At 39.0% G+C, this 23931-nt stretch carries 24 protein-coding genes; 16 read left to right on the top strand and 8 right to left on the bottom strand.

Features of this window, described 5'->3' with window-relative positions; translation table 11 throughout:
- The first annotated feature begins 40 nt into the window (after nt 1–40).
- Genes C4B60_RS03725 through C4B60_RS03715 form a run of 3 tightly spaced genes read left to right on the top strand, consistent with a single transcriptional unit; the run spans nt 41 to nt 3718 of the window.
- Complete coding sequence (locus tag C4B60_RS03725) at nt 41–1543, top strand: spore germination protein (protein WP_104056678.1); 1503 nt, start codon at nt 41–43, stop codon at nt 1541–1543.
- Nucleotides 1527–2624 (top strand): GerAB/ArcD/ProY family transporter, encoded by a 1098-nt coding sequence (locus C4B60_RS03720; RefSeq protein ID WP_104056677.1) that lies wholly within the window; start codon nt 1527–1529, stop codon nt 2622–2624. Before C4B60_RS03725 ends, C4B60_RS03720 begins: the two co-directional genes overlap by 17 nt.
- Nucleotides 2621–3718, top strand: coding sequence for a Ger(x)C family spore germination protein (locus C4B60_RS03715; protein WP_104056676.1), 1098 nt, complete (start codon nt 2621–2623; stop codon nt 3716–3718). The genes C4B60_RS03720 and C4B60_RS03715 overlap by 4 nt, the downstream gene beginning before the upstream one ends.
- 70 nt (nt 3719–3788) lie before the next feature.
- On the opposite strand, the gene C4B60_RS03710 is transcribed toward C4B60_RS03715, so the two are convergent.
- Nucleotides 3789–5150, bottom strand: a complete 1362-nt coding sequence (locus C4B60_RS03710) for an MATE family efflux transporter (protein ID WP_104056675.1) — start codon at nt 5148–5150, stop codon at nt 3789–3791.
- Between the two features lie 102 nt (nt 5151–5252).
- On the opposite strand from C4B60_RS03710, the gene C4B60_RS03705 reads away from it, so the two are divergent.
- The 6 genes from C4B60_RS03705 (at nt 5253) to C4B60_RS03680 (ending at nt 11258) form a co-directional block, all read left to right on the top strand.
- Complete coding sequence (locus tag C4B60_RS03705; RefSeq protein ID WP_245153864.1) at nt 5253–6026, top strand: carotenoid biosynthesis protein; 774 nt, start codon at nt 5253–5255, stop codon at nt 6024–6026.
- Nucleotides 6013–6750 (top strand): lysophospholipid acyltransferase family protein, encoded by a 738-nt coding sequence (locus C4B60_RS03700; RefSeq protein WP_104056674.1) that lies wholly within the window; start codon nt 6013–6015, stop codon nt 6748–6750. The genes C4B60_RS03705 and C4B60_RS03700 overlap by 14 nt, the downstream gene beginning before the upstream one ends.
- Complete coding sequence (locus C4B60_RS03695) at nt 6747–7844, top strand: glycosyltransferase family 2 protein (protein WP_104056673.1); 1098 nt, start codon at nt 6747–6749, stop codon at nt 7842–7844. Before C4B60_RS03700 ends, C4B60_RS03695 begins: the two co-directional genes overlap by 4 nt.
- On the top strand, nt 7841–9310 hold the full coding sequence (locus C4B60_RS03690; protein WP_245153863.1) for a phytoene desaturase family protein: 1470 nt from the start codon (nt 7841–7843) through the stop codon (nt 9308–9310). Before C4B60_RS03695 ends, C4B60_RS03690 begins: the two co-directional genes overlap by 4 nt.
- A 94-nt stretch (nt 9311–9404) precedes the next feature.
- Nucleotides 9405–10472, top strand: coding sequence for an undecaprenyldiphospho-muramoylpentapeptide beta-N-acetylglucosaminyltransferase (locus tag C4B60_RS03685; RefSeq protein WP_104056672.1), 1068 nt, complete (start codon nt 9405–9407; stop codon nt 10470–10472).
- Between the two features lie 117 nt (nt 10473–10589).
- On the top strand, nt 10590–11258 hold the full coding sequence (locus C4B60_RS03680) for an SDR family oxidoreductase (protein WP_104056671.1): 669 nt from the start codon (nt 10590–10592) through the stop codon (nt 11256–11258).
- A 38-nt stretch (nt 11259–11296) separates the two neighbouring features.
- On the opposite strand, the gene C4B60_RS03675 is transcribed toward C4B60_RS03680, so the two are convergent.
- Together C4B60_RS03675 and C4B60_RS03670 are read right to left on the bottom strand one after the other, a co-directional pair.
- The gene (locus C4B60_RS03675; protein ID WP_104056670.1) at nt 11297–11851 is read right to left on the bottom strand and encodes a GNAT family N-acetyltransferase; all 555 of its coding nucleotides are present in this window, start codon (nt 11849–11851) and stop codon (nt 11297–11299) included.
- Between the two features lie 301 nt (nt 11852–12152).
- Nucleotides 12153–13280: an amidohydrolase gene (locus C4B60_RS03670; protein WP_104056669.1), complete on the bottom strand. Its 1128-nt coding sequence runs from the start codon at nt 13278–13280 to the stop codon at nt 12153–12155.
- 184 nt (nt 13281–13464) lie between these two features.
- On the opposite strand from C4B60_RS03670, the gene C4B60_RS03665 reads away from it, so the two are divergent.
- The gene (locus tag C4B60_RS03665) at nt 13465–14040 is read left to right on the top strand and encodes a YitT family protein (RefSeq protein WP_104056668.1); all 576 of its coding nucleotides are present in this window, start codon (nt 13465–13467) and stop codon (nt 14038–14040) included.
- A gap of 9 nt (nt 14041–14049) precedes the next feature.
- Here C4B60_RS03665 and C4B60_RS03660 read toward each other — a convergent pair whose 3' ends face one another.
- Nucleotides 14050–14757 (bottom strand): DUF459 domain-containing protein, encoded by a 708-nt coding sequence (locus C4B60_RS03660; RefSeq protein WP_104056667.1) that lies wholly within the window; start codon nt 14755–14757, stop codon nt 14050–14052.
- A gap of 99 nt (nt 14758–14856) precedes the next feature.
- A complete protein-coding gene (locus tag C4B60_RS03655; protein ID WP_104056666.1) occupies nt 14857–15048 on the bottom strand; it encodes a hypothetical protein in 192 nt (63 codons plus the stop codon).
- Between the two features lie 251 nt (nt 15049–15299).
- Between C4B60_RS03655 and C4B60_RS03650 the strand changes: the two genes are divergently transcribed.
- A complete protein-coding gene (locus tag C4B60_RS03650) occupies nt 15300–16088 on the top strand; it encodes an alpha/beta fold hydrolase (protein WP_104056665.1) in 789 nt (262 codons plus the stop codon).
- Nucleotides 16085–16711 (top strand): CPBP family intramembrane glutamic endopeptidase, encoded by a 627-nt coding sequence (locus C4B60_RS03645; RefSeq protein ID WP_104056664.1) that lies wholly within the window; start codon nt 16085–16087, stop codon nt 16709–16711. The genes C4B60_RS03650 and C4B60_RS03645 overlap by 4 nt, the downstream gene beginning before the upstream one ends.
- 67 nt (nt 16712–16778) lie before the next feature.
- Here the strand turns inward: C4B60_RS03645 and C4B60_RS03640 are convergent, their stop codons facing one another.
- Together C4B60_RS03640 and C4B60_RS03635 are read right to left on the bottom strand one after the other, a co-directional pair.
- Nucleotides 16779–16967: a hypothetical protein gene (locus tag C4B60_RS03640; protein WP_104056663.1), complete on the bottom strand. Its 189-nt coding sequence runs from the start codon at nt 16965–16967 to the stop codon at nt 16779–16781.
- 26 nt (nt 16968–16993) lie between these two features.
- The gene (locus tag C4B60_RS03635; RefSeq protein ID WP_245153862.1) at nt 16994–17911 is read right to left on the bottom strand and encodes an iron-hydroxamate ABC transporter substrate-binding protein; all 918 of its coding nucleotides are present in this window, start codon (nt 17909–17911) and stop codon (nt 16994–16996) included.
- A 472-nt stretch (nt 17912–18383) separates the two neighbouring features.
- Here C4B60_RS03635 and C4B60_RS03630 point away from each other — a divergent pair, with 472 nt between their 5' ends.
- Together C4B60_RS03630 and C4B60_RS21240 are read left to right on the top strand one after the other, a co-directional pair.
- The gene (locus C4B60_RS03630; protein ID WP_104056662.1) at nt 18384–18959 is read left to right on the top strand and encodes a recombinase family protein; all 576 of its coding nucleotides are present in this window, start codon (nt 18384–18386) and stop codon (nt 18957–18959) included.
- A gap of 304 nt (nt 18960–19263) precedes the next feature.
- On the top strand, nt 19264–19467 hold the full coding sequence (locus C4B60_RS21240; RefSeq protein WP_135122095.1) for a hypothetical protein: 204 nt from the start codon (nt 19264–19266) through the stop codon (nt 19465–19467).
- A 401-nt stretch (nt 19468–19868) separates the two neighbouring features.
- Here C4B60_RS21240 and C4B60_RS03620 read toward each other — a convergent pair whose 3' ends face one another.
- A complete protein-coding gene (locus C4B60_RS03620) occupies nt 19869–20894 on the bottom strand; it encodes a hypothetical protein (protein ID WP_135122094.1) in 1026 nt (341 codons plus the stop codon).
- Nucleotides 20895–21578: 684 nt separating this feature from the next.
- On the opposite strand from C4B60_RS03620, the gene istA reads away from it, so the two are divergent.
- A complete protein-coding gene (istA, locus tag C4B60_RS03615) occupies nt 21579–23123 on the top strand; it encodes an IS21 family transposase (RefSeq protein WP_104056617.1) in 1545 nt (514 codons plus the stop codon).
- A complete protein-coding gene (istB, locus tag C4B60_RS03610) occupies nt 23123–23887 on the top strand; it encodes an IS21-like element IS643 family helper ATPase IstB (protein WP_104055485.1) in 765 nt (254 codons plus the stop codon). Before istA ends, istB begins: the two co-directional genes overlap by 1 nt.
- Nucleotides 23888–23931: the final 44 nt, after the last annotated feature.

Raw genomic sequence — 23931 nt, 5'->3', positions numbered from 1 at the left:
TCCACATACTATAGAAAGTATGTTCAGGGGGTGATACACCATGGATAAAGATAAAAGGATTAACCAGGATAAGAAGATAATTGAAATGGTGTCAATTCCTGAGCTGTTTAAAGAAGTATCTTTTTTTCTTGGAAATACGCAGGACTTTATTAAACGTGATATATCAGTTGACGAGGGCGAAGCCTTTTGTATGTACATAGAAACACTTGTTGACCGCGAAAGGCTGGAAGAGCTTTTGGAATGGTTTCAACGGTCCATGTGGGAGGTGGGAGAAGTGGCTACCACCTCGGATTTCCAGATAATCAAAGCTGACAGTTCAATTAATGACATCGGACTGCGGATTGTTAAAGGTGAAGCCGTTCTATGGATATTAAATGATAACGGTTGGACCGGATTTTCCTTAATATGTCCGTTAAACCGATTCAGAGCCATTGAAGAACCAAAAAATGAACAGGTCGTTCGAGGATCCCATGCGGGGTTTAATGAAAGTGTTTTAACCAATATTAATCAAATCAGGTCAAAGATGCGATCAAAGAATCTCGTTGTTCGCTATTTAACAATTGGAAAAGAAACGAATTCAACCTGTGTCTTAATTTATCTTGATAATATCGCAAACCAAATGGTTGTCGAAGAGTACATCATGCGGGTTCAGGCAATTGACAGTGATATGGCTTTCAGTATCGGATACATTGAGGAATTTATCGAAGATAACAGCTGGTCGCCTTTTCCGCAATTTTTGAATACTGAAAGGCCGGACCGGGTTGCAGCTAATTTAGCTGAAGGACGCATTGCTTTAATGATGGAGGGATCACCTACTGCATTAATTGGTCCTGTAAACTTTTTTGCTTTCTATCAATCACCTGATGACTACAATGGGCGATTCCTGGTGGGAACCTTTTACCGGCTTCTCCGTATATTAAGCTTTGTCATTGCGGTTTTTCTACCAGCTCTTTATATAGCCGTCATCGGCTTTCATTTTGAAATTCTGCCTGATGATCTGGCCCTTCCGGCAAGACGGGCTGTTGAAGGGGTTCCGTATCGCCCGATTGTTGAAGCTTTATTGCTTGAACTGACCATTGAGTTAATCAGGGAAGCAGGGATAAGACTTCCTAACCCGATTGGGCAGACAATCGGGATTGTAGGCGGTCTCGTAATTGGGGATGCGGTTGTAAATGCAGGATTAATTTCTAACTTAATGATTATCGTCGTTGCCTTAACAGCTATTTCTTCATTCGTCGTGCCTTCAGTGGAAATGAATACAACCGTTCGAATTCTTCGTTTTCCTTTCATGCTTTTAGCGTCAGGTTTTGGTTTTTATGGAATTGCTATTGGTCTGATGCTTCTGACGATTCATTTAGTGAAGCTGGAATCTCTAAGGTCGCCTTACTTAACACCTCTGGCACCCTTTCATATATCCAGTTTAAAGGACATGTTTATCAGAATGCCGTCATGGCTTCAAAATAAGCGTCCTCCAGGTGCTTCACCAATCGATAAAAAAAGGCAGGGCGACAGCAGGTGGTGGAAAAATGAACGCGAAAAATGAAATAACTGGCTGGCAGCTTTTTTTTATTATCGTTCAGACACAAATCGGGATCGCGATCCTGGCTATGCCAACCGATATCTCTAAGGTCGCAAAGCATGATGCATGGATATCGATGCTGCTCGCCGGGCTACTTATTCAGCTGGTGTTATTGACTTATTTCTTTCTTCTAATGAAATATCCTGAAAACACCTATTTTGACATGATTGAAAAATGTCTGGGGAAATTCATCGGGAGGACCATTGCAGTTCTTTATCTCGCCTATTTTATGTATGTAATGGTCATTTCATTAAATGGATTTGAGCAGGTTATTACAAGCTGGATTTTTGAAGAGACCCCAAAATGGGTTGTTCTTCTTTTATACATTATCCCTGCTGTTTATCTGGCACGTGAATCAGTCGTTATCCTTGCCCGGTTTAAGATGCTGATTTCCTTTTTAATACCGGTGCTCGTATTTTCGTTATTCTGGGTTTATCTGTCGAATCCGCAGTATCTCTACTTATTTCCGATTGGAGGAACCGGCACAGATTCAATCATTAAAGGGGTTCAGCCTGCCATTTTTGCATTAATTGGCTTTGAAGCTTTTTTATTTTTTGGCTCCTATGTAAAACGTGATAAAGCAAAAAATCTTAAAATAGCTTCCTTTGGAACCTTGTTTGTAACTGTATTCTACATTTTTGTTATTGTCACTACCCAAATATTTTTTTATGTAGACGAAATGATTATCGTTCCTTACCCCGTGCTTTATATAATGAAGGCCCTTGAATTTACAGTGGTTCAGAGGATCGATTTAATTTTTCTCACCATCTGGATGATGATTGCCTGTTCGTCGTTTACAAGCTATTTATTTCTTGGCGCGAATACACTCGGGCGTGTCTTTAATCAAGAAAAGCATACGAAAATGGTGTACTTGATTATTATCATTGTATATGGAATTTCGTTCTTTCCTGAAACCGAAACTGAGGTTGCGGAATGGACAGATCTGTTAATGAAGATATCAATCTTATTCAGCATCGCAATTCCTTTTGTTATTCTTTTGATTTCGCTGTTTAAGAAAAAGAATCGAAAGGAGCAGAGTGCATGAAGATAAAAAGCCTGCTTTTAGTAATCTGTTCGTCACTTCTGCTAACCGGCTGCTGGGATGAACGTCTTTTAAAGGATGCATATCTGGTGTATACCATGGGGATGGACAAGGAAGGAGACGAGGTAGCAATTAATATTTACGTACCACCCTTTGACCAGTTTCATACAGAGGGCTCAAGCATCTATCAGGTGGGTCGAACCATAAGAGACGCAAGGTATATTGCTAATTCAAAGTCTGCTGAGAATATTGATTACAGCAAGCTTCAGCTTATCATGATGGGAGAGGATTTGGCAAAGGAGGATATATACTTTTATTTGGATGCTCTTTACCGTAATCCGCATAATAACTTGAGTGCAAGGCTTGCTGTAGTAGAAGGAAAAGCTGGAGACTTATTACACAAGCCCTTGGCCACTCAAAAAAACACAACTGAGTATTTTACGGGTTTAATTAGAAGTGCGGAGTTTGTGAGTTTAATGCCTAAAATGAGTCTCCAATATGCCTGCACTCTATTATTTGATCCCGGTCAGGATTTGTATCTGCCTTACTTGGCCTTTGATGAACAGACGAACAGGGGAGAGGTTTCAGGTATCGCTCTGTTTAATGATAAGAAATTTACCGGTACGGTCTTATCTCAGGAACAAGCAACTTTATTTAATTTAATTAATAACAAATTAGGAAATGTTGTACGCTTAACAAGGAAATATAAGGAAAAAGAAGAGCCTGAGACTGGAAATTATATGACGATTGAAACGACTATGGGGAAAGCAAAAATAAAAATAGAGAATAATGCCACTCTTGCCACCACCATTAAGATTCAAATCAAAGCGGTTGTTACTGAATATGCACCGCTAGTACCTGATGAAAAAGCGATGAGGGAAGTCGAAGAGTGGTGGACAAAAGAAATAAAAAAGGACGCAGAAGAGCTGGTAGGCATAATGCAGGAGGCGAAATCAGACGGCTTCGGGATAGGGAGGAAAGTTGCGGCTTTTCATCCTCAACATTGGGATGAGAAAACCTGGAAGGATAAATATGCAGAGCTTCCGGTAATAGTAGAAGTGGATTTTAAACTTATTGGCACCGGTTTGATTGATTAATAAAAGCTGTACAGACCCAGTCTGTACAGCTTTTATGTTTTACTGCAAATTCATTTTGGTTAAAAGCGAATTAAACTTTCGAGACCTGTGAAGATCGCCTCTTTTGTAAAATAAGAAGCCGCACCGTTAACGTAACCGCTCCAGCAGTGAGTCCGGCAATCAACCCTAACCAATAGCCAAAATAAGCTAGGTCCGTATAATTAGCCATTAAATAGCCGCCCGGAAGTCCGATAACCCAATAGGAAATCATCGTCATAATTAAGGTAATGTTTACATCCTTATAACCTCTGAGCACACCCTGGACGGATGCCTGCACAGCATCAGAAAGCTGGAACAGCACAGCAAAGAAAAGAAATTGGGCTGTAAGAGCGATAACTTGCTTGTCTTTAACATAGATGGAAGCAACTGGCTCTCTAAAAAAGAGAACGATCAGCCCCAGAACAGCCGAAATAGTCACCGCAACTCCTACACCCATCCAGCTATATAGCTTCGCATCCTTCATACGCCCTGCGCCTACCTCAAAACCGACTACAATTGTAAGCGCCATCGCGATACTCAAAGGAATCATATAAAGAAAGGATGAGAAATTAATCGCTGCCTGATGAGCGGCTACTACTTCAGTAGAATAACTGCTCATGAAAAGGGTGACAGCAGAGAAAATACTTGTTTCAAAAAAGATTGAAAAGCCAATTGGAATACCGATCACTAATATTTCCTTCCATTTTGAAAAAGAAACTCCGTAAATTCTGCTAAAGAGCTGATATAACTTAAAGGGTCTATTACGGTGGATTATAAAAATGGATATGGCTGCTATAAGCCAGTAAGTGATAGCTGAGGCCACACCTGCTCCCACGCCGCCTAATGCCGGCAGACCCAGTTTACCGAAAATCAGGACGTAATTAAAGATAATATTTAAGGGAAGAGACATAAGTGTAATGAACATCGAGATTCTTGTCAGGCCAAGTGCGTCAATAAATGACCTCAGGACGTTATAGATAAATAACGGGAGAATCCCAAACGATAAGGCGATTAAATACTGGTAGGCTATTCGTCTAACCTCAGCATCAATATTCATGGCATTTAATATAGGTGACAGGGCAAAATAACCGGCAATAACGACGATCAGCGCCATGATGATCGACACATAAATACCCTGGATAACCGATTGCGGTACCTCTTTTTCTTTTTTTGCACCAACCAGCTGTGCTACGATGGGAGTAATCGACATCAGGATTCCTGAAAGTCCGGTGAAAACCGGCATCCATAGGGAGGAGCCAATCGCAACTCCTGCTAGATCCTCAGTTGAATACTGACCAGACATTATCGTGTCAAAGAAATTCATCGCAAACAATCCAAGCTGGGTGACGAGAATAGGAACTAAAATGATCGATAATTGCTTTACTTTTTCTTTTTTAGTATACGTTTGTTCCAAAAATACCCCTGCTCTCTGCTTACATAATTATCATTAACTCAAACAGTAGAATTATAGCATAAAAGCAATTACAGTTCATGAGAAGGGATTGAGGGTTAAGGAATGAATTGGGTATGGAAGCTATTTCTCGTTTGGTATTCAATCGGCGTTATTCTGGTGGGATTTGATATCCTGCCTCCATTTTTAGAATGGGCAAATGCAGTTTTTCTTTATTTAGCAGGAGCACTCGCCATTATTTATGCAGTGCAAATCCTCGGCAAAAGAGCAGGACTTTTATTTTCAGCTATTATTACGGCTTTTACAATGTGGGCGGAATCTCTTGGCGTGAAGTACGGATGGGTTTTTGGGGCGTATCATTATGAAAAAGATTTTGGCGTACAGGTTTTTGGTGTACCGCTTACGATCGGCTTTGCCTGGGTAATGGTGATTTTTACTTCTATGGCGATTGCGAGAGCCTGGCTTACCCATTCTTTTTCGTTTGGAAGATGGATTGGGTATGCACTCATTACCTCTATGCTTGCCGTCTGTATGGATCTCATCATTGACCCTGTTGCATTTGTAGCTAAAGAATATTGGGTTTGGGAAAATACAGGTCCTTATTACGGCATACCAAATCAGAATTTTATTGGCTGGTTCTCTGTATCATTTGGCATCCAGCTTTTGCTTTATTTATGGATTACGTTTCGAAATACCTCGTACAGCTCCTTATGGAATAGGAGAATGAAATGGCTATATGGAATGATGATTGGGATGTTTGTGGTCACCTCCTTAGTAGCAGGTCTTTTTACTGCAGTTTTTGTAACGGGCTCAGCCCTTGCTGTGACCTTTCTACTCCAGTGGGCAGGAAGGAGATTTCTAATTAATGAATCTCAATAAAAAATCAAAAAGAACAGAAGCACTGCTTACAAGCTTTCTTCATTACCAGTTTAAAAAGCATTTTTACTGTATTTATCTTGATGATCAACGAGACAATAAACATCAAGCCGGGGCAAAGCTATATTTAATGAATCACTCAAGCTGGTGGGACGGGCTGCTCATTTTTTATTTAAATAAAACAATTATGCAGGAAGATGCCTTTGCTATGATGAGCAAAAAGGGGATGGAGGAATTCTCCTTTTTTGAAAAGATAGGAGCATTTCCTGTAGACCCCTCGTCTCCAAAGGATTTAATCAAGGCACTGTCATTTGCCCATAATCTTTTAGCAGAAAAGAAAAGTGTCTGGATTTTCCCTCAAGGCAGGGAAGAACATATTGAAAAAAGACCGTTTTCCTATTTTAACGGTCCTGCTTATCTCATGGAAAAAAAAGAAGAGCTAGAAATTATATTAGTCGGATCCTATTACAGCTTCAGACATGATCAAAGACCGGAGCTTTTTCTTCGTATTCAGGACAGCTTATCTTTAAGTCAATTTTTGCATCTGAATAGAAGAGAAAAAACTGACCTTCTCCGTGAAAAGCATGAAGCTCTTGTCAATAGCATAAGAGACGATCTTATCCATGAACGGCTTGGAAATTACAAAACAATAAAAAAAGGCTCGAAAACAGCTAGTGAATGGCTGCAATGGATGAAAAAACCGATTAAAAAAAGGAGTAAAGCATGATTTACTTTACGATCCTATTAGCTTTATTTGTTTTATTTACCTTCGTAAATATCCTGACGATGCCGAGATTAAGTTCAGGGAATCATCATTTAACAGGGAAGGTTTCTGTCCTGGTTCCCTTGCGAAATGAAGAAAGAAATGTTAAAGGGTTGATTAACTGTTTGAAGGAGCTCACGTATCCTTCAATTGAATTTATTCTTTTAGATGATCATTCTACAGATAAGACACTCGCGTTATTACATACGTTAACTAAAAACGACAACCGCTTTTCTATTAAAAATGGAAAAGAGCTGAAAAAAGGGTGGGTCGGTAAAGTTCATGCCTGCCACCAGCTCGGCCATTATGCCTCGGGAGACTACTTTTTGTTTCTTGACGCTGACGTGCGTGTTAAGCCTGCTGCCATCGAGCAGGCAATGCATGTGATGGAGAAATTTAATTCCCGTCTGGTTACCGGGTTTCCTCAATTCCCGGTCCGGCCATTTGTAGGAAGGCTGCTTGTTCCTCTTCAGCATTTCTTTATTTTCTTTCATCTGCCGAATCTTGCTGCTAACCGGACAACATGGGAGGCCTTTACTGCTGCACATGGCGCATTTATGTTTTTTGAAAAAGAAGCTTACGTAGAAATCGGAGGCCATGAATCAGTCAAGAGCTCCCTGATTGAAGACATTGCGATTACGAGGAAGCTGAAAAAACATGGATTTAAAGCTACTTTAGCAAATGTAACCCCTTCTGTAACCTGCTTTATGTACGAAACAAATAAAGAGGTGTGGGAGGGGTTTTTAAAGAATATATACACCGGGCTCGGAAAGTCCATCACAGCTGCCATTGGCGTCAGTTTATTTTATCTTCTTTTTTACGCTGGACCTTTCGTACTTGCAATTACAGGATTTATCATGCAGCAATGGTTCCTTATGCTCCCACTGCTTTTTGTATGGCTTCAAGCTGCAATAATAGATTTTGCCACAAAAGGAAGCCGTATTCACTTTTTGCTAATGCCGCTTTCAGCTATCGCATTAACAGCATTGATCTGGAGCTCGGTAGTTCAGTCGATTCGCAAGAAAGGCTACGTTTGGAAAGGAAGAACCTATCAATGAAAAAAATTGTTATTATTGGAGCAGGTCTTGGAGGTCTTGCTTGTGGTATTCAGCTTCAGCATGCAGGCTATAACGTAACCATCGTTGAAAAAAATTCCCACGCAGGCGGAAAAATGATGCCGGTTAAGCTCGGTGACTATTCTTTTGATTTTGGACCAAATACGATTACAATGCCTAACGTTTTTAGAAAAGTGTTTTCAAACGTAGGCGAGTCCCTCGATGATTATATTGAGTTAATCCGTTTAGAGCGTCATACAAAAAATCAATTTCCTTCAGGCAATGAATTCATCCAGTCCATCTATCCTGATGAGGTAATTTCACAGCTAAAAACGCTCGACCCGCATGGAGCCAAGCATTATTGGGCCTATTTAAAAGAAGTTCAGCGGCTCTATAAAAAAGCAGAAGAAGGCTTTTTTAATCGAACGTTTAGCAGCTGGGGTGATTATTTATCACCATCCTTATCAAAAGCTTTTTTACAGGTGCGGCCATTTGAAAAAATGGACCATTTTCACAAGCGATTTTTTAAAAACAGCGAAATCCAGCAGGTGTTTAACCGCTATGGCACATATATTGGCTCATCACCTTATGTGACGCCTGCTACTTTTTCCATGATCGGTTATCTTGAAATGGCTGAAGGTGTATTTACGATTAAAGGCGGAAACCCGATGCTTGCACAGGCCTTTGCTAATCTAATTCTGAAGCTTGGGGGAGAGCTGAAGCTTGATACTGAAGCTTCAGAGATAATAATTGAAAAGCAGCATGTTAAGGCAGTAGAGCTAAAGGATGGCAATAGAATAGAAGCCGATAAAGTAATCGTCAATGGAGATTTTATTACGGCAACCAAAAAATTAATCAAAAAACAATATAGACCGTCCTATCCTGACCATCGTCTCGAGGCTTTTGAACCTTCTGTGTCTGCCTTTGTAATTCTTGCGGGATTAAAAAATTTTCAAGAAAATATTCATCATCACCATGTATTTTTTTCCGGGGATTATCAAAAAGAATTTGATGAACTGTTTGTAAAAAAAGAATTGCCCTCTGATCCAACGATTTATATATGCCACAGTGCTCAAACTGACAGAACCATTTCAAAGGGAAGCAATCTATTTATCCTCGTAAATGCTCCTGCTATTGAGCTTAGTGACAAAAAAACGGTTGAAGACTATAAAAATAAGATTTATAATCGCCTTGAGAAAGAAGGAATACCGGTCAGACAGGAGCTTGAAGAGGAAAAAGTTTATACGCCGGATTCCATCGCTCATCTCTTTCACGCGTACAAAGGGGCATTATACGGAGTTTCCTCTCATAAAATAAGTGATGCATTTTTAAGGCCGAGAAATTCAAACAAAGATATTAAAGGCTTATATTATGCCGGGGGCACCACACACCCCGGCGGCGGTTCACCAATGGTCACGCTTAGCGGGTTAAATGTAGCAAAAAAAATTATTCAGTCTAATAAGTCATAAGAATGAAACCGCAGGAATTTCTAGAAAATTAACGTATAAAAAGTAAATAATGTGTATAATGGTCAAGTAAACAATTGATGATTGGAGTAAGACAATGACAAAGCGAGTATTATTTACAGGCGGAGGATCAGCCGGGCATGTGTCAGTAAACGTAGCCCTGATTCCGCGTTTTCACGAAAATGGCTGGAGCATCAGCTATATTGGTTCTCACGATGGTATTGAAAAAGAGATGATTACAAAACAATTTTCCTATGTACCTTATCACGGGATTTCAAGCGGGAAGCTAAGAAGATATTTCTCGGTTAAAAATTTCACAGATCCTTTTAGAGTGTTAGCCGGCGTCATGCAGGCCTTTCGCATAATTAAAAAAGAAAAGCCTGATGTCATCTTTTCTAAAGGCGGTTTTGTGTCTGTGCCGGTTCTGCTGGCTGCTAAAATGGCGAAGGTGCCGGTTGCTATTCATGAATCAGATGTAACGCCAGGCCTTGCTAATAAGCTTGCAATGCCTTTTGCCACAAGAATTTATACAACCTTCCAGGAAACTCTGCAGCATATGCCATCTGACCGGTCGGTTTGTGCCGGTTCTATTATCCGGGAGGACCTTTTTAAAGGAAGCAGAGCTGAAGGGGAACGAATTACTTCATTAAAACCAGCTAAGCCTGTTCTTTTAGTAATGGGAGGCAGCCTAGGTGCCCAGGGGATTAATACAGTTGTCCGAAACTCACTTGATCAGCTTCTTGAGCATTTCTCCATTATTCATTTATGCGGAAAAGGGAATAAGGCTGAGATTCAAAAAGAGGGCTATATTCAATTTGAGTTTGTTACCGAAGAACTGCCGCATCTTTTGGAAATGACCGATCTTGTCGTCTCAAGAGCCGGATCAAATTCTATTTTTGAATTTTTAGCGTTAAAAAAGCCTATGCTTTTAATTCCGTTGTCTAAGGAATCAAGCAGAGGTGATCAAATTCTAAACGCCAATTCATTTGTTCAGCAGGGCTTTGCCCTAAAGCTTGAAGAGTCTGAGCTGACTGAGGAAAGCTTCATAACAACTGTCAGACAGCTCCGTGATCAGCAATGGACCATGGTTGAGAAGATGGAAAACGCTCCACCTTCCTTCACTATTGATCAGATGGTAAATGAAATCGCCTTACTGGGCAAATAACAATGAGAAGCATCCTTCATGCGCTGAGGGATGCTTTTTTCGCGTAGCTGAGTTCGTTTCAGTCAGCGAAAGAAGGGGTAAAACCTTTATAAGGAAGTAAAGGAAGGGATGATACATATGAAAAAATTGAGAGAAAGAAAAACCGTCTTAGTCATTGGAGCGAACGGAACAACCGGACAGAAGGTTATTAATATACTCGCTCAGGATAGCAGGTACTATGCTAAAGGAATGGTAAGAAAAGAAGAACAAAAAGAAACAATCGAAATAATGGGTGGTACGCCTGTACTCGGTGACCTTGAAGAAGATTTCAGCCATGCCTTTTTGGATGTGGACATCGTCATATTCGCAGCCGGCGCCGGAGGAGATACAGGCCCTGAGAAAACAATTTTAATTGATGAGGACGGAGCAATAAAATCAATTGATCTGGCAAAAGAGCATGGAGTTGAAAAGTTCATCATGCTTTCTGCAATAGGTGCAGATAACCCTTCCGAGCTTGATCTCGATGAATCAATGGAGGTATATTATGAGGCAAAACGCAGGGCAGATGTTCATTTAAAAAACAGCGGCCTTACCTATACAATTGTAAGACCGGGACTTCTCACAAATGATGAACCGACCGGTAAAATACGTGCAAGTCAGCGTCTTCAGGACCGCGACGGGGAAATTACCCGTGCGGATGTCGCAGAGGTATTAGTGCAGGCGATCGAGCTTGATAACTTAAATAATAAAGCGTTTGAAATACTTAATGAAGTAACCGAAATCAAAACGTCACTCATTCGGCTGTAAAAAAGAGATCATGCGGTAATTTACACCGCATGATCTTTTTATGCTTCCAGTGCTTCCTCCTGAATTGTTTCCTGGGTGCGAAGCTTATGGAACGTATAAAGGTCTTTTGTAATTTCGTATAAATTATAAATATCTCCTTCAGCATTTAACTGATCATAAATATGTTTTTTTGTTTCGTTGGCAAGTACTGCATAAGGTAATTTTTCTGCAGCTTTCTGAGAGCGTGGGTTTGCTTTTCGGATTCTCATATAGACTGTGTCGATTCCGAGCTCATAAAATATCTCTTCAAAAAAGGCTTCCTTCGCAGGCTGATTGTACCCTTTGCCGTGATAGGGTTTTCCAAGCCATGTGCCGAGAAATCCCGCGCCATTTTCAATATCAAATAGATTGATGGTGCCAATCGCTGCGCCCCATTCATCGATAATCGTTCTTGAGATTAATTCTCCCCGCTCCTCAGCTTCCAACGTTTGTTTTGTCAAAAACAACAGCTCTTCAGCAGAGTGAGCTTTCTGACGCACAAAAGGGAAGACCTCCGGATGCGCCATCAATTCAAAAAGCCCGTGGCTTTCATGAATATCCCGTTTTTTGATCATGGTTTACCCCTCCATAAAAGGGCAGTATCCTAGTAGGAACTGCGATACTCACCCTCGAAATTTTTCATAACGTTCATAAAAAATTTCGGGGTGGGAATCGAACCCACTAGAACCAGTCAAAAAACTGGTGGCGCACCATTTGCCTTCCCTCCATTAAAGACTCTCTAAACAGTCCCATGGCATCATTGTATTAAAACTAATAGTAGTTTGTTCTACATATTTGCACTTAAATCATACAAAAAAATAAAGGATTTGAAAATAGTCTTTTTCGTCTTTTTTTGTGTAAATTGTGTAAATTTTTTTACGAGCCAATAAAGACCATTTCCCCTTTAATCATGGTAAAGGCAGGCTTTGCCATAAAGTGAAATGGATGGTGTGTCCAAAGCACGAGATCCGCTTCTTTTCCAGGCTCGATACTGCCAACCTTATCGGCAATTCCCAGATTTCTTGCCGGGCCCATCGTAATAGCTTCAAGTGATTTTTCAACGGATAAACCTTCTCTCACTGCGATAGCGGCACACACATTTAAATATTGAATCGGCGTGTAGGGATGGTCTGTCGTAATGGAAATATCAATTCCTTCATCAGCAAGCTTATGGTACGTTTTCCATGACTTATTTTTAAGCTCTACCTTCGATTTTCGGGTGAAGGTTGGACCGATACACACCTTACTGTTTGAACGCTTCAGTTCATCAATGATTAAATGACCTTCTGTGCAGTGTTCAATTCTTAAATCCAAATTAAATTCTTCAGCAAAACGAATGGCAGAAACGATATCATCTGCCCGGTGAGCATGAATTCGGACAGGGATTTCCCGCTTAAGAGCCTTTTGGATCGGCGCATGCCTAAAGTCATCTGTCTTACCATGATGCTTCGCCTGGTAGAATGCTTCTCTAAGCATTCCCATAATTCCCATGCGGGTAATGGAGTCATTATTTCCGTTTGAATGCATTCTTTTTGGATTCTCCCCAAGTGCAATTTTAAGGCCTGAGGATTCTTTTACAACCATTGAAGGAATCGTTTTTCCATGTGTTTTTATAACTGCACTTACACCGCCAATAACATTAGCGCTTCCGGGAAGAACATTCACTGTCGTAATGCCATGCGCCGTCGCATTTCGAAATCCTTCATCCAGTGGATAAATCCCGTCGATTGCCCGTATATGAGGGGTCAGTGGTTCAATTGATTCATTTGCATCATTTCCGGCCCAGCCAGTCCCTTCATCATAAAGACCAAGATGGGTATGAACATCAATCAGGCCCGGAATTAGATATTGGCCGGAACAGTCGTAAATCGTGCAATGTTTTGGCGGGTTTATTGATTCCTTTACCTCCGAAATGATGCCATCTGTTACTAACACATCACCAAATTCAATCATAGGGGAGGTAATTGGATAAATGACTGCATTTTTAAGAAGAATTGATCCCATAAAAACAACTCGTTTCACTATAGTATTTTTATATTTAGTTTACCACTTTAAAAAATATAACAAGATGCTTTGAAATAATAATATTACTTTATATTTTAACCTCCTATTTTTAAGGAGACATTGTTTATCTGTGCATATGCATGGAGGTTCATCATATAGTAGGAAAAAAATAAAGGGGACTAATGTGCGTAAAAAAATGATGGCAATCGTTGTCGGAAGCTTTAGTCTGGCCCTTGGAATCAATGGTTTTTTAGTGCCTTTTCATTTACTGGACGGCGGCATGATCGGGCTGGCTTTATTTCTGCACTATTACTGGAATATTAAAACGGGCCTCGGGATGATCCTCTTAAGCAGTCCGTTATTTTTTTATGCCTGGTTTAAGCAGCGTGCATTCTTTTATAATAGCCTTCACGGGCTTTTAGTATCCTCAATTTTTATCGACTTGCTGGCGCCTGTGAGACATATGATTTCTGTGCCTTTGCCAGTCAGCGCAGTTATTGGCGGTGTGCTGATCGGCTTTGGAATCGGTTTAATGCTCATTTACGAGACAAGCACCGGAGGAACCGATCTACTCGCTCAAATGGTGTCAGGCATCATAAAAGTGAATGTAGGAGCGGTTATTTTTATTATCGATGGAATAGTTGTTCTGGTAGGATATAGGACCATCGGTTTTGAAAGCTTTCTTTATTCAGGGATTGTGATTTGTATTGTAGGTCTTACAACCTCCTGGATGGTCATGAAAAAAGCTCAATCTGAGTAGATTGAGCTTTTAAAAATCATATTCTTTTACGATTTCTTCTGTGATCAGGTTATAGCCTTTATCATTTGGATGAAGAGCATCATCAAAATATTCTTCTGATTTTTCCTCAAAAAGTCCGTTGGTCGAAATTAACTTAACGCCTTCATCCTCTTTAATAAGATTCCAGGTTGTTTCATTCCAATCCGTTACCACATCATTCACTTCTTTTGAATCTGGATATGGATTAAACAAACCAAGCATAAGAACAGGAGCCTCTGAGTTATTTTTTCGGATAATGCCTAAAATCTCTTTTATATTATTCGAATAATCCTGTTTACCCTTAGCGATTAAATCCTCCTGAATCGGTTCCAAATCCCCGCCGTTGCTCTGGATTAAGTCATTCGTGCCGATGAAAATCATTACGTATTCTGCCTCGCTAATCTTCTCAATGAGTTCAGAGTCTGTGTTCAACTGATTTAAAAGACCATCCGACTGCTGACCGGGAATACCATAGTTATAAACAGTTACGGTATGGTGCTGGTCCTCACTTAACAAAGTTTGGAGATTGTCTGCATATCCTTCTCCGCTGTCGCCGACGCCTCTGGTTAAGGAGTCACCGAGGGCGACCATTTCTTTGTGTTCGACCGGGTCTTCTTCCTCTTTGCTTACACCGCTTACAAAAGCTGCAGTTAAAATTAATGCGAAAATGACTAATCCAATGATGACTGATTTTTTCATATGTACCCTCCTAAAAACAACTATTTCCCTTATGGCAAAAAATTAAACAAAGAAGCGTACAAATCCAAAAGCCCTGCATATAAGCAGGGCCCGGATGGTTTATTCTTTCGTTTTTTCTTTTTGTACCCACCAGTCAATATGATCTGTATCAAATAAATACATATCTTTAACAGGCCTTCTGTGAGGCAGTGTTTTTTTACTGATTAACGTAATAATCATTTCCTCAGATAAGGGATGATTTATGGAATCCAGATAAACCATCAAGTTTTTAATGCCATAAATTCTTTTCATCTAATCACCTCCCACCTGGCTTTCCTGAAAGAAAAGCACTCGGGAAAGCTAAGTGACAGGTACTAAATGAACCGTTGGATATCTTTTTATACCCGCTTTGTTATAAATTAATCTTTGAATAATTTTCCTTCAGCATGAGCAGGTGGTTTAAGCAGCTCGTTTTTACCGGTTTTACTCCAAACATAAAAAGGGTACTTAGTAAAAATATGAAATTAAATCGTGTTCAGGAGTAATAAAGGAGTGAATCACTGATGCCATATGCTTCAGTTCGAAAAGATCTTGCACTTTACTATGAAGTAAAAGGGGAGGGGCTGCCGATTGTTTTTATCCATCCGTTTGTGATGGGGAAAAATATTTTTATGCATCAGGGGCCACTCGCGAAAAAATACAAAATCATTCGTTACGACTTAGCGGGGCACGGTGAGAGCACCAGGGGATCGGAAGCTGTCACAATCAGACTTCTTGCTGAAGATTTAAAAAATCTGCTTGATCAGCTTGAGATTGATCAGGCAGCTGTATGCGGCTATTCGCACGGCGGGCTTGTAGCACAGGAGTTTGCTCTTTTGTATCCAGACCGGACAGTTGCTTTAATTTTATCCGGAGGCTATCCAAAATTAACGACCATTACCCCAAAATTTTTTATTAAGTCTGTAATGCTGATGGCAAAAGCCCGCATGATACCATTAGCTGCAAAGCTTCAGGCAAAGCTGAATAAATATTTTTCAGAGGATGAAAAAGACATTTATGACTACGCCAGGAAAGCAGATGCAAAACGCGTATATGAATATTGCAAAGCAGGGCTTGAATATGATTCCACTCCTGCACTAAAGCGCTTAACGATGCCTGTACTGCTTCTTTACGGTTCCCTTGAAAAGCCGATGCATCGCTACGGTATCCCTTTTGAAAAGCAGGCACCGAATACAAAAGTGATGTTTATTGATAAAGGCACTCACCAGCTGCCATCCCGATCCTTCTCTGCTTTTAATAGGGCACTGGATGATTTTTTGCAGGAAATTGAAAAAAGCAGGGCACCTCAATGAAAAATGCAAGTCTTTTAATAGGACCTGCTTTAATGATTTTTATTGGTCTGCAGCTGTTTTCGAGTGTTGTCATTACATTTATTCTGTTTTACGGCTGGCTGTTATTCATACCGATTCTCAAGTATGCTTTCCCCAAAATAAAGCCGACACGTCAGGCCGTAATTTTGGGAGCAGGGAGCGGTCTGTTGTTTTTTCTCTTTATTTTTGGAGGATTAAATGGGCTTCATGTGTATCTTATGGATCTTAATAAGCTGCGGGTGCTTCTTTTGGAATGGGGGATAGAAGGAACAGTAGAATGGCTTTTGGTTGTTGTGCTGCTTTTGATTAATCCTATTTTAGAGGAGATCTACTGGAGAGGATTTATGTTTGATAGGCTAAGAGACAAGATGAAGGCAGGGGGGACGATTTTTTTTACTGCTTTCTTTTATACACTCTATCATATGCTATCTGTCATACCGATTTTCTACGGAATCGCAAGCCTTGCTGCCATCATACCGGTTTTTATTGCCGGCCTCTTTTTTGGTTACTTAAGAGAGAAAACAGGCTCAATTCTTGCAGCAATTATTAGTCATGCTCTAAGTGATCTAGGGATCGTTGCTGTGTACTGGTTTATTATTAGATGAAAAAATAAAGAAGACCCGGGGGAAGTGAGCTGTACTGCTTACCCGGGTCTTTTCTATATCGTATGTTTTAATCAGTTTTTTTTAAAAGTTTATCGAACAAGTGAAGTAAAAGGGACATGATGATCAATGCTAATGGGATGCCGATGACAAAATAGAGAATGCCATTTACCAAACCATCCTTTGGCATGACATTGCTGTAAAGGTAAAGCAGAGCACTGCCTGTTAGAAGTATATAAATAACTTTTACTAATTTCACATCATGCACCTCTTACTAAAATGATCTCATTCACTTTCAAGAAATGCTTTTTCAAACGTCTCAAGAAGATGCTCAAGTGTTATCGGATCGCTGTAGGTAGATGCTTTCGTGTTAATTTCAATAACCCGGTCCTGCTGCACAGCGGGGATGTTCTTCCACGTGTCAGTCTCCATAAACGAGTTGTCTACATCAGCGTTCTTACTTAAAACTACATAATCTCCTGCAAATTCAGGAATGAGTTCATAGGAAAGGGTGTAAACACCGCTTTCTAAAGCGAGTTCTTCCACTTTCTCAGGCATGGATAGCTTCATTTCCTGATAAAGAATTTCTGTTCCGCGGGCATAATTATCCCCGAACACATACATTTCCTTATCTCCGGTTTCCAGCACGGAAACGGTGGCGTCCTCACCAATCTTTTCACGGATTTCATCTCCAGCCGCGCCTGCTCGACCTTTAAAATCGTCCATCCATTCCTTAGCTTCATCTTCTTTATTTAAAAGCTTACCGATCTCAAGCTGCTGAGTTAGATAATCCAGCTTCCCCCATGTAAAAGCAACAGTTGGTGCGATTTCACTGAGCTGTTCCAAATTACTCATATGAGTGCCAGCGATGATTAGATCCGGGTCCAGTTCAATAATTTTTTCGAGATTCTCTTCTGATACAACCTCGATCCCTTCAAGCCTCTGTTCAAATAGAGGGTTCGTGTTTGTCCATTCATCGACACCAACGACTTTTCCTTCTAACGCAAGAACATTCGGTGCGTTTGTCAGTGCAATTATTCTTTCAGGGTTTTCCGGCACATCTACCGGTCCGCTTTCTGATTGATAGGTAATAGTTTTGTTGCCGCTTACCTGGTTTTCTTCACCTTCAGAGGCATCATTTCCTCCGCATGCAGCTAATAACAGCATGGAAATGATAGCAAAAGGGACTACAAGCTTTTTCAAATTGATCTTCTCCTTACTGAAATAGTCTAAGATGAAAACAAATAATAATGATAATCATTTTCAACTGTCTATACCATTTATACTAATTGTGAAAAAATTTGTCAATAGCAGTCTACATTTTTATCAATGCACGTTTTAACTACGCAAAGGGATAAATCAGTAGGGGATAGTTGTCATGAGAGGAAAGATGATGAGTAAAATAAACTGAACTTGGTGAGAAACTATTTTTGTTTATTATTTATCCCATATACTGTATTTAGGAAGACAAAGGCCAGACTGTTATACATCAAAAAAATAAGCTAAACAATATTTGAGACTTTATTGATCTCATTAACGAAATATGTATTAATATGTAAAAATATAAAAATAATTCAGGAGTATGTATCAATAGATATAGTCTATTGATACATGATATAAAAGGTAGTATTATATTTGTATCAAAAGACTTGTCTCAATAAAAAGAGGTGCTATTTTGCGAAAGATTGGATATATACGTATAAGTTCAATAAGTCAGGATGCTTCAAGTCAATTCCAGCAGCTGAATGAATTGGACATTGATTTAATTTATTTAGAAAAAACTTCCGTAGCAGCAAAGGATCGAGAGCAGCTTCAAAAAATGCTGGCAGATCTTCGGGACGGTGACATTATTTATGTTACAGAGCTTATTAATATGGTCGACAGTACTGAGGATCTATTTGAAATAATAAATAAATTTAAGGAGAAAAAGGCTATCTTAAAATCCCTAAATGATACATGGCTGGATTTATCAGAAGATAATCCATACAGCGAATATTTGGTTACGGTCATGACTGGAGTTAACCAATTAGAGCGGGATCTTTTACGAACAAGACAGCGTGAAGGGATTGAACTTGCGAAGAAAGAGGGGAAATTTAAGGGCAGGTCAAAGAAGTATGATAAAAATCACGAAGGAATGAATCAGGCAATAAAGCTATATAAGGAAGGAAATATGACTGTAAATCAGATTTGTGATATTACCCATGTCTCCCGGGCATCATTATATCGAAAGCTATCAGAAGAAAATAATTAGGGTCTTCCTTAATGAGACATACGAAGGTAAAATATCCATAGAAAAAAGTCCAATTTCTCTTACTGTTGAGAAAGAGGGCTTTTTAAAATTAGGGATCGCTTGGTTATAACTTGTTAATCTGATTGATGCAAAAATTAAATCTGGTGAAGATCACATTCGAGTCATGGAAGCTTTTGCACCTGTGGGGCAATGAAGGGCGAGTAATTCTTTTAAAAACTGTGGTAGCATGAGGAAGTTCCCTTATCATAATTTGATAGAAGGACTTTTTTAAAAATGCTCTAATGAACATAGTTCCTTAGAGATCATGGCGATCTACGTAGCTAGAGATAAATTAATAAAAACACCGTTAGAATTAAAAATTCAATATTGCTTAAGAGCGAGGGCGTATGTCGATACTATTATTGTTTCAACTAATTATCAGTGGTATCTCTACATGGATATCAGTACAGTTAATGTATTTTATTATCGAAATTGGACGATCAGATGCAAGCTCAAGCTTTCCTGGTGATTTAACACTAACAGAAGAATGGATGCATTTACTTATCCCATCCATAGTATTACTTGGTGTTCAACTTATAGTTGCTTATGTTCTAACAACACTCTTTAAAGAAAGTAGTATGAACAAATATTCTTATGGAATAGCCACTCTATCAGTCAGTGTATTCTTTTATTTGATCTATTCGTATTTATTCATATAGATTGATAAGTCTATGCAATTAAATTAGTCTCTAACGAAAATAATTTAAAACAGCCCGTCCACCAATTAGCGGACGGGCTCAAATAGTATTTTATTGAATTATTATTGGTTTTAAAGAGTGAAGTTCGAATAAATTAATCCGTTTTTTGTAGGGTCAATTATTATATATGGTGAATTTATATTGATCCAATTGTTATTTTGAGAGTAGTGATTTAATTTTCTAGTTTTACTTCCAAAAGATGCTGTATATCCTCGTATTTTCCCCATTCTTCATATTCCATGTGAATGGATGGGCTATCTACATCCTCACGTGGTTCAGTAACATTTAGTTTAAATGGTTTATTATTAAGATATTCAGATAAGAATTCATATATATAAGTAATGTCACTTACAAGATGCTCATTTGTTAAATTCAAACCATCCTGTTCATATTCAACATTAACAAAATACCATTTACATTCAGTTTCTGCATTTGTTTCTCCGCACATTAACCAATTATGATAATAATGATCAGCGAATTCGTATCGTTTCGTTTCTAACTTACTTGTTACCTTTGTAGCTTCTTCATTTTCTAGCGTACTAACCATATCTAAATTCCTTTGTCTGATTTTTAAATATAAATCATCCTTAGTTAAGTCCTTTGGTAATTCTTTCATAGGAACACTTATAAAATTTGGATCTTGTCTTTTGTCCTCTATAGTAAGAAGGTGAATATCTGCACCACTTGAACGGACTACATCAACCAGTTGATAGTAGTTATCCAACTGCTGTTGTTCAAACGTCAAATAATCGATCTTTTCAGAAGTATATAAGTCCAAAAATATCTTAACTTGATCGGATCCATACACTTCATGAAAAATGAAATTTTCTCCGTATTTTAATTCAAAGCCCAGTTGTTCAACAGTAGGTAATACCTTTTCAAATTTTTTGTACTCCTCGTAATTCTTTGCAGCAATGGGGTAATTATCGCCGGTAACCGTATCTTCACTCACATTGACGTCAAACGTTACGTTTTTGTTATCCTTGAGTCTTACTTTGTGAGTGAAATCCCCCATATTCCCTGTATTCCATTCTTCCCTAGATATAACTTTTACATCAATATTATATTTCTCTTTAAAGTAGTTTTGAATTTTCCGATCACTCACGTCACCACCACATGCACTTAATAGGAATGTGGAAAAAATAAATAAGGCAAAATATTTAGCTTTCACATGATTAGCTTTTAACAAACGATCCAACCTTTCTATTACACAATTTTTTATAGCATTTGCATTGTTGAAGGTAGTGATGTCTTATAATGAAGAGTAAATAGTATGTTTTAACTATAAATTAAATTGTGACAAAAGTAGATGGTTTTTTCATTTTTTTAATTATTAATTCTTCTTGATCAATAGGTTTTTTTTTGTTTACAAACCATAATAATAAAATATTGACCCTCTACAAATCACCAATCGGCCGAGGGTCTTTTTTATATCTTTCTATACACTTAATTCCTTAAAACTTAAAATTAGAATTAACGTAGCCAGAAGGATTTTTCTTGTAATAAATAACTGCCTAGACTCTTTAAATGCTGCCATTGAAAATTCTTTAATTCGTTATTAATGATGAATTTAAAATTTTGTGGAGTTTGTGTTTGATGGATAGAACCATTTAGGGATAGTCTGTGAGGAAAACTACATTTGAGAAAAGAATAATAAGAATGCCTGAATATATTTAACCCCTCTACCAACTGGTGGAGGGGCTATTTTTTATTATCTTAAGGTTTTATTAAGACAGTACAGGTTAAAAGTTGTAAACGCTAGAATAAAGTTGACAGTTTTTGCTCGATAGGATTTTACACTTTTGCTCAATCAACCTACTACTTTAGTAAAATAGAGCGTGACGTTATTTTACTGGAGGTTAGGATTTTGGAGGAGAAGTTAGTGTTATACATAAAGATTCATGAATTACATAAGAGAAAGTTTAAAATAGCACAAATCGCTAAGGAGCTGAAGATTTCAAGACCGACTGTCTATAAGTATTTAGGCATGACATTTGAGGAAGCAAAAACATACACGGAGCAGCCTTTGGGGAAGAAGAAAAAACTAGATCTTTATAAAGACTGGATACTAGCCTGGCTGGAAGAGTATCCTCACTTGAGTAGTGCCCAAATTTATGATTGGCTTTTGGAGAGATATCCCGACCTCCTGGTCGGTGAAAGTACGATGAGAGCGTATGTGAAAGATATTCGAGAAGTCTATCAGATTGAGAAAGAGGTTACTGTCCGTCAATACGAAGCTGTTCCAGAACAACCGATGGGTAAACAACTTCAGGTCGACTGGGGGATCACAAGACAGAAAACGACTGACAACAAAGAAATCAAACTGTACTTTATTGCCTTTGTATTGGCCCACTCCAGACAAAAATATACGGAATGGCAGACCCATCCTTTCACCACAAGAGATGCGATTCGCTGCCATGAAAATGCATTTCAGTTCTATGGAGGACGAACAGAAGAAATCGTCTATGACCAGGATAACTTGATCGCAGTGAGTGAAAATGCGGGACAGCTGCTTTTAACAACTGAGTTTCAAAGCTATGTAAATGAACGAAAATTTAACGTTTATCTGTGCAGAAGAGCTGACCCAGAATCTAAAGGTATGATTGAAAATGTAGTGAAATACGTAAAAGGCAATTTCTCAGACAGTCGTGTGTTTAGCGACATAGAAGACTGGAATGAACGAGCAAGACAATGGCTCGTACGTACTGGAAACCATAAGGTTCACCAGACAACGAAAAAAAGACCAGCAGAAGTGTTTCTCCTCGAAAAGCAACACTTACAGCCAGTCTCTTCATTACTTTCATATGAAAGTACCAATAACCAAAGTATAACAAGAAGTGTAAGCAAGGACAATACGATCCGATACAAATCAAACCGTTATTCCGTCCCATTAGGGACTTATCAAACAATGAGTGAAAATCTTGTGTGGATTGAAGTGAAGGACGAAGATTATCAGACCCTTGTCATTCGCAGAGAAGCAAAAGGTGATGTCATTGCCGAGCATATGATTAGCTTAGAAAAAGGAAAACTTATTCAAAACCGTCATCATACCCGTGATCGCTCCAAAGGGGTTGAAGAGTTTAAGCAACACCTCATCTCTTACTTTGAAGATCAGATTCAGGCAACTACTTATTTAGATGAGATTAGTCAAAGATACCCAAGGTATCGTCGAGATCAATTTGTGATTATCAATAAGATCATTCAACGATATCCAGCGTTAATTGATACTGTTTTGACCAAGTGCCTGACAGAGAAATTATACAATGCGAATGATTTTCGTGATATTGCCCATCACCTTGATACATTGCGAGACGGACCAAATGAAGAGGTACAATCCTTGCATACCATTCTACCAAAACATTCTCATATCAAAGCCTCTACCCGTTCTCTAAATGCCTATACCAGCATTTTAGGAGGTAGAAGCTGATGAATAAGACTGTACATGAACTACAAGATCTATTCCGTCAGTTACGTTTATCAGAGACTGCGGAGGAGCTGCCACAGCTTCTTCGCGAAGCTGAAAAAGCATCATGGACCTACTTGGAATTTTTAGAGTCTATCACTCGATATGAATTAGCCAAACGTGAAGCGAAAAGCCTTGAAAAGAGAATGAAATGGGCACGCTTCCCTTTCGTGAAGTCGTTAGATGAGTTTGAGTTGAAAGGACAAAACGTTCTGACGGCTCGTCAGCTTTCTCAACTTCGAGAATTAAGCTGGCTAGAGCAACAGTACAATTTAATTCTTCTAGGTCCCCCCGGCATTGGAAAAACATACATCGCAATTGGGCTTGGACTTGAAGCTGTATACAGAGGGTTCAATGTTTATTTCGCTACAATGGGTGAACTTGTGCAGCTACTAAAATCAGAAGAATATTTGAATAAATCTAAAGTTCAACTCAAAAGAATGAGAAATGCCGATCTTGTGATCATCGATGATTTAATGTATATGGCCATGGATCAGAGAGAAGCAAACTTGTTCTTTCATTTGATTAATCATTTATACGAACGAAGTTCGATCATCCTGACTTCAAATAAAAGTCCAGATGAATGGGGTAATTTAATTGGTGATCAAGGGATTACAACAGCTATTTTAGATCGCTTACTTCATCGTGTGGAAGTCATCCATGGTGGTGAAAACGAGGAGAGTCATCGTATGAAAAACCGGAAAAGCATTTTTTCAGCAAAAGTGTAAAAAGGAAACGAGCAAAAAGTGTAAAATTCGACTTGACGTCTACA

Source organism: Jeotgalibacillus proteolyticus (assembly GCF_002926065.1).
Lineage (GTDB): Bacteria > Bacillota > Bacilli > Bacillales > Jeotgalibacillaceae > Jeotgalibacillus > Jeotgalibacillus proteolyticus.
Note: the sequence above shows the minus strand (reverse complement) of the source record. Positions and strands in the feature narration are given on the sequence as shown.